This is a genomic window from Kribbella sp. CA-253562 (assembly GCF_050942265.1).
Lineage (GTDB): Bacteria > Actinomycetota > Actinomycetes > Propionibacteriales > Kribbellaceae > Kribbella.
Genome location: NZ_CP192049.1, coordinates 6,543,509 through 6,562,469 on the forward strand (window position 1 = coordinate 6,543,509; position 18,961 = coordinate 6,562,469).

General features: G+C 68.9%; 16 protein-coding genes. 6 read left to right on the forward strand and 10 right to left on the reverse strand.

Annotated elements, in window-relative coordinates; genetic code table 11:
• Positions 1-3 precede the first annotated feature (3 nt).
• The 5 genes from ACQPXM_RS30790 (at position 4) to ACQPXM_RS30810 (ending at position 4,856) form a co-directional block, all read left to right on the forward strand.
• Positions 4-1,047 carry an ABC transporter permease gene (locus tag ACQPXM_RS30790; protein WP_432940066.1) on the forward strand — a complete coding sequence of 348 codons (1,044 nt, stop codon included), beginning with the start codon at positions 4-6 and terminating at the stop codon, positions 1,045-1,047.
• Positions 1,044-2,048, forward strand: a complete 1,005-nt coding sequence (locus ACQPXM_RS30795; RefSeq protein ID WP_432940069.1) for an ABC transporter ATP-binding protein — start codon at positions 1,044-1,046, stop codon at positions 2,046-2,048. Before ACQPXM_RS30790 ends, ACQPXM_RS30795 begins: the two co-directional genes overlap by 4 nt.
• Before the next feature lie 75 nt (positions 2,049-2,123).
• Entirely contained in the window at positions 2,124-3,530 is a 1,407-nt protein-coding gene (locus ACQPXM_RS30800) for a GH1 family beta-glucosidase (protein WP_432940072.1), read from the forward strand.
• A 72-nt stretch (positions 3,531-3,602) separates the two neighbouring features.
• Positions 3,603-4,439: a DUF3626 domain-containing protein gene (locus ACQPXM_RS30805; RefSeq protein WP_432940075.1), complete on the forward strand. Its 837-nt coding sequence runs from the start codon at positions 3,603-3,605 to the stop codon at positions 4,437-4,439.
• 87 nt (positions 4,440-4,526) lie between these two features.
• Positions 4,527-4,856 (forward strand): DUF664 domain-containing protein, encoded by a 330-nt coding sequence (locus ACQPXM_RS30810; protein WP_432940077.1) that lies wholly within the window; start codon positions 4,527-4,529, stop codon positions 4,854-4,856.
• Here the strand turns inward: ACQPXM_RS30810 and ACQPXM_RS30815 are convergent.
• The 4 genes from ACQPXM_RS30815 to ACQPXM_RS30830 form a co-directional block, all read right to left on the reverse strand.
• Positions 4,841-6,205: an alpha/beta hydrolase gene (locus ACQPXM_RS30815; protein WP_432940080.1), complete on the reverse strand. Its 1,365-nt coding sequence runs from the start codon at positions 6,203-6,205 to the stop codon at positions 4,841-4,843. The two genes, ACQPXM_RS30810 and ACQPXM_RS30815, sit on opposite strands and share 16 nt — an antisense overlap.
• Positions 6,206-6,334: 129 nt before the next feature.
• The gene (locus tag ACQPXM_RS30820; RefSeq protein ID WP_432940083.1) at positions 6,335-6,628 is read right to left on the reverse strand and encodes a hypothetical protein; all 294 of its coding nucleotides are present in this window, start codon (positions 6,626-6,628) and stop codon (positions 6,335-6,337) included.
• A 42-nt stretch (positions 6,629-6,670) separates the two neighbouring features.
• A complete protein-coding gene (locus ACQPXM_RS30825; protein ID WP_432940085.1) occupies positions 6,671-8,428 on the reverse strand; it encodes a bifunctional metallophosphatase/5'-nucleotidase in 1,758 nt (585 codons plus the stop codon).
• A 122-nt stretch (positions 8,429-8,550) separates the two neighbouring features.
• The gene (locus ACQPXM_RS30830) at positions 8,551-8,931 is read right to left on the reverse strand and encodes a hypothetical protein (protein ID WP_432940087.1); all 381 of its coding nucleotides are present in this window, start codon (positions 8,929-8,931) and stop codon (positions 8,551-8,553) included.
• Positions 8,932-9,014: 83 nt separating this feature from the next.
• Here ACQPXM_RS30830 and ACQPXM_RS30835 point away from each other — a divergent pair, with 83 nt between their 5' ends.
• Positions 9,015-9,419, forward strand: a complete 405-nt coding sequence (locus tag ACQPXM_RS30835; protein WP_432940089.1) for a hypothetical protein — start codon at positions 9,015-9,017, stop codon at positions 9,417-9,419.
• Between the two features lie 625 nt (positions 9,420-10,044).
• On the opposite strand, the gene ACQPXM_RS30840 is transcribed toward ACQPXM_RS30835, so the two are convergent.
• The 6 genes from ACQPXM_RS30840 to ACQPXM_RS30865 form a co-directional block, all read right to left on the reverse strand.
• Positions 10,045-11,679 (reverse strand): FG-GAP-like repeat-containing protein, encoded by a 1,635-nt coding sequence (locus ACQPXM_RS30840; RefSeq protein WP_432940092.1) that lies wholly within the window; start codon positions 11,677-11,679, stop codon positions 10,045-10,047.
• A 96-nt stretch (positions 11,680-11,775) separates the two neighbouring features.
• Positions 11,776-13,845 (reverse strand): NPCBM/NEW2 domain-containing protein, encoded by a 2,070-nt coding sequence (locus tag ACQPXM_RS30845; protein ID WP_432940095.1) that lies wholly within the window; start codon positions 13,843-13,845, stop codon positions 11,776-11,778.
• Between the two features lie 36 nt (positions 13,846-13,881).
• On the reverse strand, positions 13,882-15,900 hold the full coding sequence (locus ACQPXM_RS30850) for an alpha-galactosidase (RefSeq protein WP_432940097.1): 2,019 nt from the start codon (positions 15,898-15,900) through the stop codon (positions 13,882-13,884).
• Positions 15,897-16,721, reverse strand: coding sequence for a carbohydrate ABC transporter permease (locus tag ACQPXM_RS30855; RefSeq protein WP_432940100.1), 825 nt, complete (start codon positions 16,719-16,721; stop codon positions 15,897-15,899). Before ACQPXM_RS30855 ends, ACQPXM_RS30850 begins: the two co-directional genes overlap by 4 nt.
• Complete coding sequence (locus tag ACQPXM_RS30860; RefSeq protein WP_432940102.1) at positions 16,718-17,635, reverse strand: carbohydrate ABC transporter permease; 918 nt, start codon at positions 17,633-17,635, stop codon at positions 16,718-16,720. Before ACQPXM_RS30860 ends, ACQPXM_RS30855 begins: the two co-directional genes overlap by 4 nt.
• The gene (locus tag ACQPXM_RS30865) at positions 17,632-18,909 is read right to left on the reverse strand and encodes an ABC transporter substrate-binding protein (RefSeq protein WP_432940104.1); all 1,278 of its coding nucleotides are present in this window, start codon (positions 18,907-18,909) and stop codon (positions 17,632-17,634) included. Before ACQPXM_RS30865 ends, ACQPXM_RS30860 begins: the two co-directional genes overlap by 4 nt.
• Positions 18,910-18,961: the final 52 nt, after the last annotated feature.

The following is an 18,961-nucleotide window of genomic DNA, read 5'->3' on the forward strand; positions in this document are numbered from 1 at the left end:
CCGATGTCCGCACCTGCCAGCACCATCACCGCGGTCACGCCGGAGGGCCCGGAGGTCGCGGCCGCGCCGGCCAAGCGCCAGCGGCTCCGGTTCGTCGCGAACGGGAAGGCGGCCACCGGTCTGATCGTGCTCGCCTTCTTCTGCCTGATCGCGATCATCGGGCCGTGGATCGCGCCGTTCGACCCGTCCGCGCGCAGCGCCGACCTGCTCCAGCCGCCGTCGGGCAAACACTGGTTCGGCACCACTCACCTGGGTCAGGACATCTTCTCCCAGATCCTGGTCGGGACCCGCGGCGTGATGTTCGTCGGCCTGCTGGCCGGCATCGTCGCGACGGCGCTGTCGGTGCTGATCGGCGTCAGCTCGGGCTTCCTCGGCGGCGCGGCCGACGAGGGCCTGTCCGCCCTGTCCAACGTCTTCCTGGTGATCCCGGCGCTGCCGCTGATCATCATCGTCGCGTCCACGATCCCCGGCGCGGGTGACCTGATGGTTGCCCTGGTCATCGGTTTGACCTCGTGGGCCTGGGGAGCCCGAGTACTGCGAGCACAGACGCTCTCGCTGCGCCGACGCGACTACGTCGAGGCCGCCCGAGCGACCGGTGAGAGCACCTGGCGGATCATCACCGTCGAGATCCTGCCGAACCTGACCGCGATCATCGCGTCCGGTTTCGTCGGCACGGTGATCTTCGCGGTGATGTCGGAGATCACCCTGGCCTTCATCGGCATCTCGACGATCTCGGAGTGGAACTGGGGCACGATCCTGTTCTGGGCGCAGAGCCAGCAGGCGCTCGCGCAGGGCGCGTGGTGGTGGTTCGTCCCGGCCGGCCTGGCGATCGCCGTACTGGGCACCGCGTTGTCGCTGATCAACTTCGGCATCGACGAGTTCGTCAGCCCGCGGCTGCGCAGCAGCGGGCACACGCGGGTGAAGACCAAGGACGGCCGCACGGTCCGGATGAAGGTCGGGTTCACCCCGGTGCTGAACACCACTGACAAGAGCGGCCCGGTCACGCCGGTGGTTCGCGTCGACGAGGCGAAGGGAACGGTCTCATGAAGGCCCCCGTCCTGGAGATCAAGAACTTCAGCGTGGACTACGGTCTCGGCGACCAGGCCGTCCGCGCGGTCCGCGACGTCACGCTGACCCTGCATCGCGGCGAGGTGCTCGGCCTGGCCGGCGAGAGCGGCTCCGGCAAGTCCACCCTCGCGTACGGCGTGACGCGGCTGCTGCCGCCGCCCGGCGTGATCAGCGGCGGCTCGGTGATCTACCACCCGCCCGGCGACCAGCCGTACGACGTGATGGCGCTGTCGCCGGCCGAGCTGCGCAAGTTCCGCTGGGCCGAGACGTCGATCGTGTTCCAGGGCGCGATGAACTCGCTCAACCCAGTCCACAAGGTCTCCACCCAGATGCTCGACGTGATCCGCGCGCACGAGCCGCAGCTCAGCCCGGAGGCCCGGGTCGCCCGGGCCAAGGAAATGCTCAAGCTGGTCGGCATCTCGGCCGACCGGATGGACGCCTATCCGCACCAGCTGTCCGGCGGCATGCGGCAGCGGGTGATGATCGGCATGGCGCTCGTGCTCGAGCCGCAGATCGTGATCATGGACGAGCCGACCACCGCGCTGGACGTGGTGATGCAGCGCCAGATCCTGGCCCAGCTGGTCGAGCTGCGCGAGCGGCTCGGGTTCTCGGTGCTGTTCATCACCCACGACCTGTCGCTGCTGGTCGAGTTCTCCGACCGGATCGCGATCATGTACGGCGGCCGGATCGTCGAGGAGGCTCGCTCGGCCGATCTGTACAAGGACTCCCTGCACCCGTACAGCGAGGGACTGCTGAAGTCCTTCCCGGCGCTGCGCGGCCCGCGCCGGGAGCTGAGCGGGATCCCGGGTTCGCCGCCCGACCTGCGCGGTATGCCCACCGGCTGCGCGTTCCACCCGCGCTGCCCGCACGCGTTCGACCGCTGCTCGACGGAGATCCCCGTCCTCGGCGTCCCGGAGGCCAGGAACGACCCGAGCCGCTCGGTGGCCTGCTGGCTGCCCGGCCGCGTCCCTGTCGCCTAACTTCTTCCCCGAAGGGAGTCAGTACGGCGTACCGCGCCCGCCCACCGGCTGGGCGCGTACCGCCGCACGTCCACCATGAACACATCTGCTGCCCCCACCACCACCTCCGAGGAAGACCTGATCGCGCGGCTGCCGGCCGGTTTCCGCTGGGGTGTCGCCACGTCGGCGTACCAGATCGAAGGCGCGGTCGACGTCGACGGCCGCACCCCGTCGATCTGGGACACCTTCTGCCGGGTCCCGGGCGCGGTGCACAACGGCGACAACGGTGACGTCGCCTGCGAGCACTACACCCGGATGCCATCCGACGTTGCCTTGATCAAGGATCTGGGCCTGGACACCTACCGGTTCTCGGTGTCCTGGACGCGGGTCCAGCCGCACGGCACCGGCGGCGTCAACCCGGCCGGGATCGCGTTCTACGACCGGCTGGTCGATGAGCTGCTTGCCCAGGGCATCGACCCGTGGGTGACGCTGTACCACTGGGACCTGCCGCAGGAGCTGGAGGACGCCGGCGGTTGGCCCGTGCGTGACACGGCGTACCGGTTCGCGGACTACTCGATGCTGGTGTTCGACGCGCTGAGCGACCGGGTCGACACCTGGACGACGCTGAACGAGCCTTGGTGCTCGGCGATGCTCGGTTACGCGTACGGCGCGCACGCGCCCGGCAAGCAGGACTTCCCGGCCGCTGTCTCCGCCGTTCATCACCTGCTGCTCGGCCACGGCCTGGCCACCGAGCGGATGCGGGAAGCGGCTCCGCGCAAGCTCGACATCGGGATCACGCTGAACGCCGCTACGGCGTACCCGGCCTCGGACTTGGAGCCTGACCTCGAAGCGGCTCGCCGGGCCGACGGGATGGGCGCGCGGCTGTATCTGGATCCTTTGGTGCACGGCCGTTACCCAGCCGACGTCATCGCCGACCTGGCTGCTCAGGGGGTGGTGATCCCTGTGCAGGATGGCGACCTGGCCACCATCTCCGCGCCGATCGATGTCCTGGGCATCAACTACTACTTCAGCCAGAAGTTCACCGGCTTCGCCGAGGACGGCAGCACAGTCGACGCCGCGGGCCTGCCGATCAGCCGCACTCTGCCGCTGGACCGGCCGCGCACCGCGATGGACTGGGAGATCGTGCCCGAAGGCTTCACGGACCTGCTGGTCCGGATCAGCCAGGACTACCCCGGGCTTCCGATGGTCATCACCGAGAACGGCGCCGCCTTCGACGACGTCCCCGACGAGTCGGGCTTCGTGGCTGACGACGGCCGCACGGCGTACTTCACGTCGCACCTGGCAGCCGTCGCCTCCGCGATCGAGCAGGGCGCGGACATCCGGGGTTATCTCGCGTGGTCGTTGCTCGACAACTTCGAATGGGCCTACGGCTACGACAAGCGCTTCGGCATCGTGCGGGTGGACTACGACACCCAAGCGCGAATCCCGAAGCGGTCGGCGCTGTATCTGAAGGAGTTGGCCGAGCAGCATCGGGCCCGCTGAGGTTGTGTCGGGCCCGCGTCCTCTGGCGGTGGACGCGGGCCCGATCGCCGCCGGCTCGACTACCATTTCCGGATGCCGACGCCGGGCGACAACGCGCTGCGTCACGTCGCCGCGCTGTCCTCGGGTCCAGCCCTCGATCCTGCTCTGCGGGTCACGCTGAACTTCCATCCCGACCGCGCCGGCGTTCTTGCCGCGCTGGCGGAGACCGGTACGTACTTGTCCCAGTTCGTCACCGGCACCAGCAACGGTGGTCTCACCGCACACCCTGGTGGGGACCGCTGGCGCTGGGAGAGCCGGATCTTCGGCGGCGCGTACGACGCGGCTCCGGCCCGGGAGCGTCCCGTCTACGGTGCACTGAACTTCCGCCGATCAGCCGTTGGAGCAGCCCCGCGGTTCGGCTCGGCTCATCTGCGGTTGACGGGCGACGTCCTGCGCAGGACCACTTTCTGCTACCCGGACAGCACTTTCGAGCCGACCGCCTTCGGCGTCGCGGCCAAGATGTCGCTGATCGAGCTGGCCGAGGCGGACCACCCAGATGCGCTGGACGGCTACGTCGAGGCGCAGGTGCACGGCCCGGTGCGCCTGGATCGAGACGTCGAGGCGCTGGTGCTGGACCCGAGCTTTCGCGGAACGGAGGTCGAACGCGCGGCTGAGCGGCTGCCCTGTCCGGTGGAGTGGCACGGCGGCTTCGCGTTGTCCGTCGAGGTGCTGCGGGAGTACCCGGGTTTTCGGGGTCAGCAGGTCGTCGATCTCGGGGCCCGGATCGCGGTCGACGGGTGGCTCACGCCGCAGATTCTCGGGGAGGCGGTCGCGCTCGGGCGGTATGACGCGCGTGAACTGAAGTGGGTTTGGCACTGCTTGGCCCGGTTTGGGACTGGTCATCCGGGTTCGGCTTACCTCCACCACTGATCAAGCACAGAATCAGCGGCCAGTTCCCGCCTGGGGCCGGCGCCCGACAGCGTCTCAGCGTAGGTTGGTCGGTGGTGGAGGTCGGAAATGTGGTGCTGGGAGTGCTCAACACCTCGGCGGCATGGATACGGCTACCTCGGAAGCACCTTCGCGTCGCTCGACCCCGACTCCCCCAACTCGGTCGAGCACTTCTCAGCCGGGCACCAGACCACCACCCTGGCGACGATGATGATCCGAGTCCTCCCCGAAGAGTGCCGCCACGGCGGTCACGTCGACATCGTTCGCGAGCTGGTCGACGGCACTGGGGATCCGCGCGACACCTCGACGGACCTCACTGCCCGGGTCGCGAAGATCCGCGCCGCGGCCGAGGTGTTCGCTCCCGCTGACCCATCCGCTCCGGCTCATCCCGCCAAGTAGGCGTTCACCGCCTCGACCATTGACGGCACGCGTTCGTCGTACACGCCGTGGGCTCTGCGGTCGATGGTTTTCAGCGTCGAGTTGGGGAGCTTGCGGTGGAGGCTCTGGGCCCAGCTCAGAGGGATGTTGTCTCGTTCCGCCTGGACGATCAGCATCGAGGTGTCGTTGCCGATGGCAAGCGACGGTTCATCGGTGTGCTGGGTCCAATGCGCGCACGGGAGGATGGCGGTGGCGAAGAGTGGTTGGGTGGTGCGGGTCCGTTGGATGTCTCGCCAGTACGTCGCCGGGTGGTTCGGCCAGCCGCGGTCGTTGCAGGTGAAGGCGAACGACGCCGCGAGGAACTGCGTGATCATCGGGGCCTGGCCGTAGTACTGGTCGAGCCAGGCCTTGAGCTCGTCCGGCGGCTCTGTCCCGCGCAGCAAAGCGCTGACGTTGCGGGCCATCAGGTCGCGGTCGCTTTCGTCTCCGAGGGCCGATTGGAGTAGCCACGGGAGCGCTGCTGAGTCGACGCGATGGCCGGCGATGGTGAGCGTCTTCGTGAGCAGGCGCGTGACAGCGGTTCTGATCTGTTGGCCCGAGCGGCCGAGGTGGTACTTGTCGTCGCGCCATGCTGCCCAGGCTGCCCATTCGTCGAACGCCGCTTCGGTCCGTTCGCCGGTCGCGAGGTGGTGATACTCGGAGCCCTCTACGTCGGTCACGCTGTCGACGACCATGCGGTCGACCGTGCCGGGGAAGAGTTGGCTGTGCACCACTCCGAGGTCGGCGCCCCACGAGACTCCGTAGTACGAGATCCTCTGCTCACCGAGCGCTCGGCGGATCGCATCCAGATCGCGCGCGACGTTTCGGATGCTCGCGTGCTTCAGGACATCACGCGGACAACCGGCCACGAACTTCGCGGCCCGCCGGTTCGACTCGCGGAAGTCCGCGATCGTGAGCGAGGACCGAAGGACGTCGGCGAGCCGCACCGGCCCACAATCGACCGGATTACTGCGCCCGGTGAACCGCGGGTCGAAGCCGATCAGGTCGTACTGCGAAGCCACCTCACCGAGCAGTGGCGCGAGGTCGAGCGGATAGCTGATCCCCGGGCCGCCCGGTCCACCCGGATTCACCAGCAGAACGCCACGACGCTTCGCCGACTTCGCCTCGATCCGCGAGATCGCGAGGTCGATCGTGCGCCCGTCGGGATGCAGCGGGTCGAGCGGCACAGTGACCGTCCGGCACTTCGCCCCCGCCTCGGCGAGCCGGGCGCCTTCCACGTCGTCCGGCCCGGAACGGCAGTGGTGCCAAGGATCCGCCGCAGCCGGTACGACGGTCGGTAGGAGCAGGAGGAACGCAGCCAGAAGTCGCATGCTTCGACCGTAGGAAGCGCTCACTCGATCGTCGCGGGCCCGCGAGCCCGCGAGGAGGTAGCGCGCACGCGACCGGACAAGGCGCCCAGCGGTCTCCGCCGGGCGCCTTTCCGTCGGGCGGCGTCAGCTTCAGATGACTTCGAGTGCTGAGAGCAAGATCAGCACCCAGGCCGCGCCCCCGACCACCATCAGCCCGGCGCGGATGACGCGATGAGCTCGTAGCCAGCGGTCCGCTCGGCCGTCGTACAGACTGCGTGGGGCCACCACCGCCGTCAACAGAAGAGCTCCCATCACCGAGTTGACGATCAGGTCGACCGGATCCCTGAGGTCCAGCGAGTCCCCCGCGAGCAGGATGAAGACCAGGCCGGCGGCCAACCGCATCCAGGTCGCTGGGCGCCGTTGAAGGCGCGGTCGGTTGGTCACCGGCCCATTGTGGTCGGCCTCGTGCGCCGGTTGGCGGGCGGGCTACCCGCGGGCCGTGACCCGGTCCAGAGGTGCGGGGGTCAGGGTCGGGTGGGCCCTGAGGTAGTCGACGAAGGTTTCGTGGTCGGTGTTGTTGCGGACGGCATCGGTTGCGGTCTTGAAGGCGGGGTAGCCGTCAGCGCCGATGACGGTGTAGGCGAGGGCGGCGACGCGATAGGTCCGGCTGGGGTCGAGCGTCGCGCCGTCAATGGTGACGTCCGCCGGGGCGACTCGATCGCCGACCGGGCGGCGGGCGTCGTACGTGTAACGGACGTTCCCCGACACCGCGAGCGGAGCGAACTTCACCGAGCCGTCAGGCTGCGGCTGCCACTGCTGTTCCAGTACGGCGTCCAGTTGCGCGCCCGTCAGGCTGACGGTGAGAACCGGGTTGCCGTAGCCGTACGCATCCCAGGACTCGCCGAGCAGGACCCGGCCGGGAGCGTCGCCCGGCTTGTTGCTGGGAGCAACCAGTAGATCACCGCGAAGGGCCGTGCTGCCGACGGCCGGCTTGGCCGCGACCAGCCCGAGGTCGGCCTGACCGTCCTGCCGCGCGGTCCACAGGTGCACGTCGGCAATCAAGTCGGCGAACGTGCTCTCGCCGGCGGAGTTGGCGGCGCGCGTGAAGTCGCCGGTCAGCTGAGCGAGCGGTTCGGCGTACTTGCGTTCTCCCGCGGCGGTCCAGTAGTCGACGATCTTCTGGATCTTCGGGTCGGGCGCGACGTCGCGCGTGACCGCGTGGTTCACCGAGGTCGTCGCGGACCGCAGCACCTCGCCGGTCCGCCGGTCCAGGCGCAGGTTGATCTCGTTGATCAGCCGCCCGTGATTCGTGGCCTCGACGACCGGCCGCGAATTGCCGGCCGGGTCCGGCAGCATGCAGTTGAAGGCGGCATGCCAGTGACCGGTCACGATCGCGTCGATCGACGGGCTGACCCGGCGGGCCAGGTCGATCGCAGGACCGCTCGGGTTGACGCAGTTGTCGTACGTCGCGGACGCGTCGGTCCCGCCGTCGTGCAGGTTCAGCACGATCGCCTTCACCCCACGCCGGCCCAGCTCGGCCGCCGCGGCGTCGGCCGCCGCGACCGGGTCCAGCGCCCGCAGTTCAGGCTGGTACGACGTGGAGCCGACCGGGGTGTCCGGCACGGTCATGCCGATGAACCCGATCGGGTACGCGCGCCCGTGGTCGCGCACCCACCGGATCGTGTACGGCGCGACGATCGTCCGGCCCTTCGCGTCGACGATGTTCGCCGACTGGAACTCGAAGTCGGCCCCGCGGAACCGCCGCCCGGTCGAGTCCGTGAAGCAACTGTCGACCCCGATCGTGCCGAAGCACTTGCCCTGCTGCATGTGATCCACCAGGAAGCTCTTCGACACGTCGAGCTCGTGGTTGCCGACGGAGGAGAACTCGACCCCGAGCGCGTTGAGCACCTCGACGGTCGGCTCGTCCGCGTGCGCGTCGACCTCGAACGGCCATCCGGAGAAGTTGTCCCCGTCGGTGAAGAAGATCGAGTTCGGGTGGCCGGAGCGGATCCGCTGCAAATGCGTCGCGAGATACGCCGCTCCGCCGACGGTGATCGCCTTCCCGTCCGGCCCGGTGATCGTGCCGCCGTCTGCCGGGGATGGTGGTCGAAGGTAACCGTGGAAGTCGGTGATCGAGACCAGCTGGACGGGTACCGAGGTGGTCCCCGCGTCCGCGGGCGAGGCGAGCGCCGTACCGGTCAGGGCGGCGGTCAGCAGGGTCGCCAAGGGGCGAAGAATGCGCATAAGTGTCTCCTGATGGGCGAAGTCAAGCACTTACCAGCAACAGGAGACTGCCTGAGATCGAACGGAATGTCACTACTTGACGGCGAGTCAGCAAACTCCGCAGGAATCTGCCGATGCCGGGGTCAGAAGCACTCCAGCTCGAGAAGCAGCAATGCCTCGCCGTTCGAGGCCGCCCACAGGTACCCCATCAAGCAGAGACCGTCTTCGGTCGGCGGCAGTCCTTCGGGGGTGATGTAGTGAGGCTTCACCGTGGTGCGCCAGGACGCTTGCGACGAGCCGGTGAATTCGCGCAAGCCGTTGGCCACCAGCAGCAATGGGATCTGCGGGCGCTCTCGGAGGAGGCGCTCGACATCCGCCGGTTCCATCCACCCGTCGCCCTGCTCCGTGAACACCGTCCCGTCGGACGCGACGATCTCGTCACCGTGCAGCTTGTTCGGGAAGCCCCGGTACGTCGTCGAGGGCATCGTGCGGCTCATCAGGAGGTTCACCAGATCAGCTGCCACTGGTCCCCCGCTCCGCTGGGCGGCGTACACGGCGACGGATCTTCAGTTGAGCGATCGCAAACCACACGACGAAGCAGAGCACGATGGCCGCGCGCCAAGGCACGATCCGCCCGTCGGAGCTGACCAGCCACCAGACCAGCATGACTATTCCGGGGATTCTGAGCGCGCACAGGACCTGGGGCTTGTGCGCGTCCACCCACGCATCGACGCGCGCGCGACGACTGCCTTCCGAGATCACGCTGCTGCCTCCCCCTGTGGCCGTCTCAACGCTCGGGGCTGAGAAGCATATACGGATCATTCGCCGGCAAACCGTCGAACGCGTCCATGGCAGCAGACCGGACGCGGCGAACAACCCGGTCGACCTGCAACCCCAAGAGGAGGGCGCCTTCGCGGGCGAACCACCCGAGCGAGAGATCCCGGCGGACCATCAAGTGGTCAACCGCGCGGCAGCGCGCACACCAAGCGGGCGCCAGCACGCGCACCCCTGACCGGGCGGGCGGGAGCAGCCACCGCAGCGAGCGCCAGCGAGCGAAGGGGCGGCGTGGGGCAAACCACCCGGGCCCGACATCCCGGCCGACCACCGAGTGGTCAACCGCGCGGCAGCGCGCACACCAAGCGGGCGCCAGCACGCGCACCCCTGACCGGGCGGGCGGGAGCAGCCACCGCAGCGAGCGCCAGCGAGCGAAGGGGCGGCGTGGGGCAAACCACCCGGGCCCGACATCCCGGCCGACCACCGAGTGGTCAACCGCGCGGCAGCGCGCGCACCAAGCGGGCGCCAGCACGCGCACCCCTGACCGGGCGGGCGGGAGCAGCCACCGCAGCGAGCGCCAGCGAGCGAAGGGGCGGCGTGGGGCAAACCACCCGGGCCCGACATCCCGGCCGACCACCGAGTGGTCAACCGCGCGGCAGCGCGCGCACCAAGCGGGCGCCAGCACGCGCACCCCTGACCGGGCGGGCGGGAGCAGCCACCGCAGCGAGCGCCAGCGAGCGGAGGGGCGGCGTGGGGAACAACAACAACCGGCCCCCCACCATTCACCATGAGTTGAAACTCTGATCAAATGGACGCAGTGGTGGCCGGTGTTCCCGCGAAGTCACCGGCCACCACCCCGAAGATCAGCCGTTCCAGCCGCTTCCCTGCTTCACCCGGGTGCCGAGCGCGTTCGGTTTGCCGGGGTAGAGGTACATGTCGCCGCCGGTGTTGGCGACGGTGATCAGATCCGGAACGGCGTCGCCGGTCAGATCGCCGAAGCCGGCGAGCGAGCGCATGCCGTTCCAGCCGCCGGTGCCGATCTCCACGCGGGACGTGCCGCCGGCGAAGGCGAGGCCCTTGTACAGCCACAGTTTGCCGGTCGAGGAGTCGACGGCGACGAAGTCGGGTTTGCCGTCGCGGGACAGGTCGCCGATCGCGGCGAGCTTGGTCATCTTGGTCCAGCCGGTGCCGAGTTGCTTGCGCGTCGCGAGACCGCCGGTCTTGCCGGGGTACACCCACAGCTTGCCGGTGGACTTCTCGATCGTGACCAGGTCCGGGCGCGAGTCGCCGGTGATGTTGCCGATGCCGATCAGGTCGCGCATGCCGTTCCAGCCGGAGTTCCCGATCAGCAGCCGCGAAGTACCGGACAGCGAAGGACCCCGGTACAGCCACAGCTTGCCGGTCGACTTCTCCACTGCCGCCACGTCGGCCTTGCCGTCGCCGGTCAGGTCGCCGACGCCGGTCAGCTCGGTCATCCCGTTCCAGCTGGTGCCGATCTTGACGGCAGCAGCGCCGCCTTCGAACGCACCCTTGCCGTTGTTGGCGTACCGGTAGAGATCGCCGGTCGGCCGGTGCACGGCGATCATGTCCGGCAGCCCGTCGCCGGTGAGGTCGCCGGCGTTGGTCAGGTCCGCGTCGGAGTGCCCCGCGACGTACGAGAGCCCGTAGCTCTGCATCGCCGCGTTCAGCGTCGACGCCGCGATGGTGTGCGTACCGCCGGTCGCCTTCCACGGGTCCCAGACGGTCAGCGTCTTCGCGGTCTGGTCGTAGCCGTACACAAGGATCGCGTGCCCGAAGTGGCCGGTCATGCCCTTGTTCCAGGGCAGTTTCTCCATCCAGACGCCGATCATCGGCGCGCGCTTCAGCGTGCCGATATCGTACGCCGCCCAGTTCAGCAGATTGGCCGCGTTGCCGGTCGTGTCGGCGTTCCAGATCGAGTAGCCGAGCGGGTTCACGTACTTGTTGACCACCGGCAGCGAGGTCCTGCTGTACGTCCCGGCCGTGGTGGTGCCCATCTCTTTGGCCAGCGTCTGCTGCGTGACGTTCACCCCGTACGTCGCCAGCGTGACCTGGCTCGAGGCGGGAACGCAGAAGTAGTTGGTGCTCTGGTACACGCCCTTGATCGCCAGCTTCGCGGCGGTCGGTGCCGCGGCGACCGCACGGGTCACTTCCTGCGACGACTGGGGGCGCGGAGCAACGGCCGGGCCGGCGGTGCTGGAACGCGTGGCGGCCCGCGGAGCGAAGGCGGCGGCCTCAGCCGCGGTCAGCGGGACCGCCCCTCCGACCGGCGGTACGGCGGCAGCGCCGGTCCTCGCGGAGCCAGTCACCGAGGAACCAGGCGCCCCGGTCTCCACGGAGCCGGTCGCCCCGGTGCCCGCAGCTCCGGCAGCCCCCGGAGCCCCGGTGTCCGCGGTCGCCATGTGGGCGACGCCGCCCACCACCAGTCCGACACTGACGACAGCGGCGGTGCCGAGCTTCCAGCGGTGACGCAGTTTCATGCAGGGGTCCTCACGACGTTCAGGCGGATGAATCGAGCACCACCCAAACACAACGAAGGGGCAGACCAGTCGCGGTCTGCCCCTTCGCGGAACGAATCAGCAGGTGGCGGTCGGAACCGCCCAGTCGGCGCGGTCGTTGTAGCCGCCGTCGCCGGCGTCACCGACCACCAGGTCGAGCACCCGGACGCCGGTCAGGTCGACGTCGACCTGCTTCGGGTTGTCCCGGTCGACGACTCCGCTGTCGTACAGAACCTTGCCGTCGCCAACGACCTGGAAGGTCGAGGTGCCGCCGTCGGGACCGACGTTGCGGACGGCGTCGTCGATCCCGACGGTCGCGGTCAGGCGGCTGCACTGCTGCCCGACGTAGTACCGGATCAGCGACGGCGACGCGACGCCGATGCCCGTCGGGTAGGTCTGGCCGACCAGGCTGATCGGCGATCCGCCACCGACCGCCTCGTCGACGGTCGGCGACATCCACCCGCTGGTCGCGGTGATCCACGGGTGGTGCGACAGCGCTGCGCTGCCGGTCGGCGGTTCCGGCGCGACCACGACGGGCGACACGGTGGTCTGCTGCTGCACACCGAACCCGATCGCCTCGTACGACGTACGCCCGGTCAGCGTGGCGTTGCCCGTCGGGGCGCCGGCCGGCAGCGTCACCGTGAAGGCGAAGGTCGTCCGCTGGCCCGGCGCGAGCAAGGTCGGGGCCTTCGTCAACGGCTTGATCGTCCAGCCGGTGCCACCGGCAAGCGTCACGGCCGGTTTCAGCACCGGCAACAGCCCGTCGTTGCGAACGGCAACCTCGACCCGAAGCTCGTCGCCACCGGCAACAACCGGCGCAGCGCCCACGGGCTGGGCAGCACTACCGACCTTCGTCACCGCCGGGATGCCCGCGGTGACGTGCGGGACGCCCGGCAGACCGGTGGCCGGCGAGACCCGGAACAGCGCCGTGCCGTGTGCCGGAACCGCGGCACTGATCGTGCCCGCGCTCTCGGTGACCTTGTCGGTCCAGGCGTTCTTCAGGGTGAACCGAGCACCGCTCAGCCCGACGGCCGCGGCGGTGGTGGTCAGCGTCTTGGCGCTGTCGCCACGGTTCAGCAGGACGACCGCGCGGCCGCCGTCGGCGAGGCGCTTGACCCAGGTCTCCGTCGTACCGGCGGGACCGACACGAACAGCCTGGACAACCGCCTTGTCCTGGTTGATCGCGAGCACGTCGGGGTCGGTCAGCGTCGCGATCGACGTGTTGCTCAGCTTGCGCACGTCGCTGCCGATGACCAGCGGCGCAGCGGCCACGGCCCACAGCGTCATCTGGGTGCGGAACTCCTCGTCGGACATGCCCAGCTCCGGCGCGAGGTAGTCGGGATCGTTGAACGCTCCCGGCCTGACGACCTCCGGATGCCGCGCGTTCGCGTCGTAGTTGCGCAGGACGTCCTTGTACTTGATGTCGAACACGAAGCCGACGTCGGTGTAGGTCCGCCACGACTGCGCGATCTCCGGCGCGTAGGTCCAGGAGTTGATCGACTGCTGCGACTCGGGGTAGTTGCCCCAGTCCGGCGAGGTGACCGGGTTGCACAGGTTGAAGATGATCGGGCGCTTGCTGGCGTTGTTGCGCAGCGCCTTGGCGAACTCGGTGAACGCCGTCTTCGGGTCAAGGTCAGCGGCGATCCCGCACAGGAAGTCGACCTTGACCGCATCGAAGCCCCAGGCCGCGAACTGGTCGGCGTCGCGCTGGTAGTAGCCGCCACCGCTGCCGAGACCGCACTTGCCCGGGATGAACGGACCGGCGTCGGTGTAGATGCCGGCCTTCAGGCCCTTGCCGTGGATGTAGTCGACGAGCGACTTCAGGCCGCTGGGGAACTTGGCCGGGTTGGCCACCAGATCACCCTCGGGGCTCCGGGACTGGTCGGCCTGCCAGCCGCCGTCGAGCCAGACGATGTCGTAGCCGGCCTTGGCCAGCCCACGGCTGACGAGGGTGTCGGCGACGGACTTGATGGTGTCCTCGGTGAAGTCGCCACCGAGACCGAAGTAGGTGTTCCAGCCCTGGTACGGCGTCGGGCTGAGCACCGGGGCCGCGGGCGCTGCCGCGGCCGGAACGGTGGCGGTCACCAGTGAGGCGGACACCAGGGCCGCCGTCAGGAGACCGCCGAGCAAGGCGGAAAGTCGTTTCACGCTGTGTCCTTTGCTGCCGTGGATGTGACGGGCGGGTCAGCCGACGGGGTCGACGACCAGGCAGTGCGAGTCGGTGTCGCCGGGGCGGACACCGACCTCCAGCAGGTAGCTCCCCGGGAGGACTTCTTCGCCCACCCGGTAGTTCTGGTGTGGGTCCAAACCCACGAGCGGGACCCGGCGCGGCCGGGTCGGCAGGGTGCCGCGGACGTTGGCGTCGCCGGTGTTCCACAGAAACACGACCGAGCGATCCGCACCGACGTACTGGACTCCGCCGTCGAGCCAGTGCACGGTGCCGCGAGCAATCACCTCACGGATCTCGCGATACTGCAGAACGTGGCGCCGGGCAACGATCAGCTGCTCGTCGTTCCACCGCGACAGGTCCGCGCCGATCCCGAGCCCGCCGGCCATCGCGACGTGGAAGCGGAAGTCGAGCGAGCGCTCCCGGCCGTCGTGAGTGCCCTCGGCATCGGTCACCCACGAGCTCATCAGATGCGGCGAGTAGCCGGTCAGGAATCCGCGCTGGATCTTCAGCCGGTCCAGCGGTGCGGTGTTGTCGCTCGGCCAGAGCGTGTCGACCCGCGCGGCCATGCCGAGATCGACGCGCGCGCCACCGCCCGCACACCCCTCGACGAACACCCGCGGATGCTGCTCCCGCAGCCGGTCGAGAATCGTGTAGAGGTGGCCGACCACCAGGCCGTCGAGGTCGCGTCGCCGGTCGCCCGCGTCGAGCCGCGCCCGGTTCGCGTCCCACTTCAAGTACGTGATGTCGTACGTCGTCAGCAACCGGTCCAAAGTCGACCAGATCCACTCGGCGACATCGTCGCGGCTGAGATCGAGCAGCCACTGGTTCCGGATCTGCACCGGCTCGCGTCCCGGCGTCCGCAGCACCCACTCGGGATGCTCGGCCGCCAGCTTCGACGACGGGCTGATCGCTTCGGGCTCGACCCACAGCCCGAAGTCCAGTCCCAGCTCGCCCAGGTCGGCGATGAACGTGTCGAGCCCGGCGGCAAAGGCCGTCGGATCGACCTCCCAGTCCCCCAGCCCAGACTTGTCGTCGACCCGGCCGGTGAACCAGCCGTCGTCGACCACGAACAGCTCGGCTCCGATCGACGCGGCCCGCTGCGCCAGCTCCAGCTGGTGCTCGGCCCGGATGTCGAACTCGGTCGCGAACCACGAGTTGTAGAGCACCCGCCGTGGCAGATCCCGCGCGAACGAGCGTTGATAGGCGTGGAACACGCGCGCCAGCCCGTCGGGCCCGTCAGTACTGCAGCCTCCGACGGCCACCGGGGAGACCCAGGACGCCCCGGGACGGAGGGCGAGGCCGAAGCTGGACGGAGCCCGGCCTGCTTGGATCCGGGTCTGCCCGGTGGTGTCGACGTCCGCGCTCAGGCGCCAGTCTCCGGACCACGCCAGCTGAACGCCGTACGTGGTGCCGTCCGGGTCGCCGGCGTCGGCTGCGGACAGAAAGGGTGAGTACGAGTGGCCGGTGATGCCCTGACGGCTGTCGACGGTGAACCGCCCACGCCGCAGGGTGATCGACTCCTGCTGGAACTCGCTGTTCCATTCGCCCCACAGCGACCGGATCACCGCACCGCCGGTCGTCGGGATCACGAACCCGGCCGAGTCGTGCTCGTGCAACCTCAGCTCGTCGGAGCCGTCGTTGTGCACGGCAACCCATCGCTCGACCACATCGAGGTCGGCGGGCATCCGATAGTGCAGTACAACGCGCACCGACCGTACGGCATCGGCGAAGGTGAGCTCGAGCCGGTCCTCGTCCTGGACCGCACCGGCGAACACGGGCCGGCACTCGTCGCTCCCGTCCGGCCCGCTCACCACCAGCTCGGTCGGACTCGTGTACCGCACACCCCGTACGGCGTACTCGAGCGGCTCCACGTCGGCCCGCGGCAGGAAGTGCTCGGTGCCGACCGGTTCGGTCAGCGATGGGCCGTCGGCAACGGCCTGCGGGCCCCAGGCAACAAGCGAGGCCCATTGACCGTGCTCCGGCACGCCGACCACGTACGCCGTACTGGCGCCGCGCAGCGTCCAGCGGTTCACTTGACGGCTCCGATCGCCAGCCCACCGACGAAGTGCTTCTGGAACTTCAGGAACACCGCGACCGTCGGCACCGCCGCGATCACCGTGCCGGCCGCGATCACGTTCCACGACGACACGAACAGGCCCTGCAGCCCGAGCAGCGCGGGCGTCACCGGCATCTTGTCGCCGGACCGGATCACCGTGATCGACCAGAGCAGGTCGTTGAAGATCCAGGTGAACGACAGCGCACCGAGCGCGGCCAGCGCCGGCCGGGTCAGCGGCAGGATCACGCTCGCGAAGATCTTGCCCGGCCCCGCACCGTCGATCGTCGCGGCCTCCTGGATCTCCTTCGGCAGGTCACGCATGAAGCCGTGCAGCACGAAGGTGTAGAAGCCGAGGCCGAAGCCGACGTGCACGGCGATCAGCGCGACCAGCGTGTCGTAGTAGCCGATCAGCTCGACGAAGCGCGCGATCGGGATCAGCAGGATCTGCGGTGGCAGCAGGTTGCCCATCAGCATCAGCAGCAGCACGGTCCGGCGGAACGGGATGTTGTACCGCGCCAGCCCGTACGCCGCGATCGAGGCCAGCCCGAGACTCAGCAGCACGGCCGGGATCGTCACCAGCAGGCTGTTGACCAGAGCCCGGAACTCGTCGGCGTCCTGCCAGGCCTGCACGTAGGTCGAGATCGTGAACGAGTGCGGCAGCGAGCCCAGCCCGTTGGCCGCGACGTCGTCGAAGCTGCGGAACGAGATCACCACCACCCACAGGATCGGCGCGACCCACAGGAACGAGACCAGCCCCATCGCGAGGTGGTAGCCGCCGGTCTTCAGACGGTTGCTCATGTCTCCTCCCGGAAGGCACGGATCAGGTAGCCGAGAATGACGGCGAGCGCGAGCAGGAAGATCACCACGGCGATCGCGGACGCGTAGCCCAGCTGGGTGGACTGGAACGCGGTCGAGTACATGTACGTGCTGAGCAGCTCCGAGGAGTGGTACGGGCCGCCCTTGGTCATCGACCAGACGATGTCGAAAGACCGCAGCGAGTCGATCACGATCACCGACAGCACGACCGAGTTCACGCCCTTGAGCTGCGGGATCGTCACGTACCGGGTGCGCTGCCAGGCCGACGCGCCGTCCATCCGAGCCGCTTCGTACAGCGCCGGGTCGACGGCCTTGAGGCCGGCCAGGTAGAGCACCATCACGTAGCCGATCTGCCGCCACAGCGCGGGCACGATCACGGCGTACAGGGCGGTGTCGGGGTCGGCCAGCCACGGGCGCACCAGGTCGCCGAGGCCGACGCCGCGCAGGACCGAGTCGACCAGGCCGTCGGGCTGGTAGAACACTCGCCAGATCAGCGCGGTGACGACCAGCGAGAAGACGACCGGCGTGAACAGCGCGGCGCGGTAGATGCCGACGCCGCGGCGTTCCTTCTGCAGCAGCAGCGCCATGCCGAAACCGCCGGCGACGCTCAGCCCACCGAAGAGCACCAGCCAGATCGCGGTGTTCTTCAGCGCGGTCCGGAAGATCGGGTCCGACACCAGGTCGCCGAAGTTGCCGAAGCCGACGAACGTCGGGGCCGACAGGCCGTCCCAGTCGGTCAGCGACAACCAGAAGCCTTGCAGGGCAGGCCAGAACACCCAGACCGCCTCGACCGCGAACGGCACGAAAACGAAGGCGAGGATCAGCGGCGAGACCCGCGGGGACCGGCGCTTGGCCGATCCCGCGCGCGTCTTCACCTCGATGGCTGAAGCAGTCACGCCTGGAAGACCTTGCTCGCCGCGGCCTGCCAGTCCTTGAGGATCTGGTCGATCTGGTCCGGCTTGTCCAGGAACTTGGTCAGCGCCGCGTCCGCGGTCGGCTGCAGCGCGTCGCTGGAGTCACGGTTGAAGAACTGGGTGAGCTCGGCCGCGCTGTTCACCATCGCCTTGCCCTTGGCGACCAGCGGGGTGTCGGCCGCCTTGCCGTCGGGGTTGGCCGGGATCGCCGTACCGGAGGAGTTCTGCACGTACAGCTCCTGCGCCTCGGGCGTGGCCAGGTAGGTGAGGAACTTCTTGACCGCTTCGGGGTCCTTGGCCTTCTTGCTGGCGAAGTAGCCGTCGGTCGGCGCCTCTTCGGCGACCGGCACGCTCGGGTCGATGATCGGGAACTGGAAGAAGTCGATGTCGTCGAGCGCGTCCTTGGGGGCGCTGTCGGCGAAGAACGTGCCGATCAGGAACATCCCGGTCTTGCCGCCGAGCAGCGCCGAGGTCGCCTCCTGGAACGGGAACGACTTGCCCTTGGGGTCGAAGTACGGCAGCACTTCGCGCCACTTGGTGAAGACCGCCTTCACCTTCGGGTCGGTGAAGTCGCCCTTGCCGGCCAGCAGGTCGCGGTGGAACGGCGCGCCGTTGATCCGGATGTTCAGGTAGTCGAACCAGGCCGACGCGACCCACGGGGTGTCGCCCAGACCGATGCCGATCGGCGGGATGCCCTGGGACTGGATCTTCTTGCACACCTCGACGAACTCGGCCCAGGTCTTCGGCGGGGTCACGCCCCACTTGGCGAAGTTCGACTTGCGGTAGAACATGCCCCACCAGTAGTAGCTGGTCGGCACGAAGATCTTCTGGCCGGCCGCGCTGGTCGACAGCGTCTGCATCGACTTGGGGTAGTTGCTCATCGAGTCCCAGACGCTGGTGACGTCCAGCAGCAGGTCCTTCTCGGCGTAGGAGTTCGCCACCGAGCCGGCGTACCAGGTGTAGACGTCCGGCGGGTTGGCCGAGGTCAGGTACGTCGGCAGCTGGGTGCGGAAGATCTCCGAGGCGACCGTGTTCAGCTTGACCGTGCCGCCGCCGGTCTTGTTGTAGGCCTCGACCAGCTTCTCCATCGCGGCCTTGGCCTGCTCGGCCGACAGGTTCGACTGCAGCGCGATCTCACCGGTGGCCGAGCCGCCACCGCCGCCGCTGCTCGTCGTCGAGGTGGCGCACCCGGGAACCAGGGCCGCGGCCCCGAGGACTCCGAGGCCTTTGAGGAAGGTCCGCCGATCAGGTGCCATCACTGCTCCAGTGCGCTGAGTGGTCCGGTTGTGTTTGCTGCGGACGATCTTG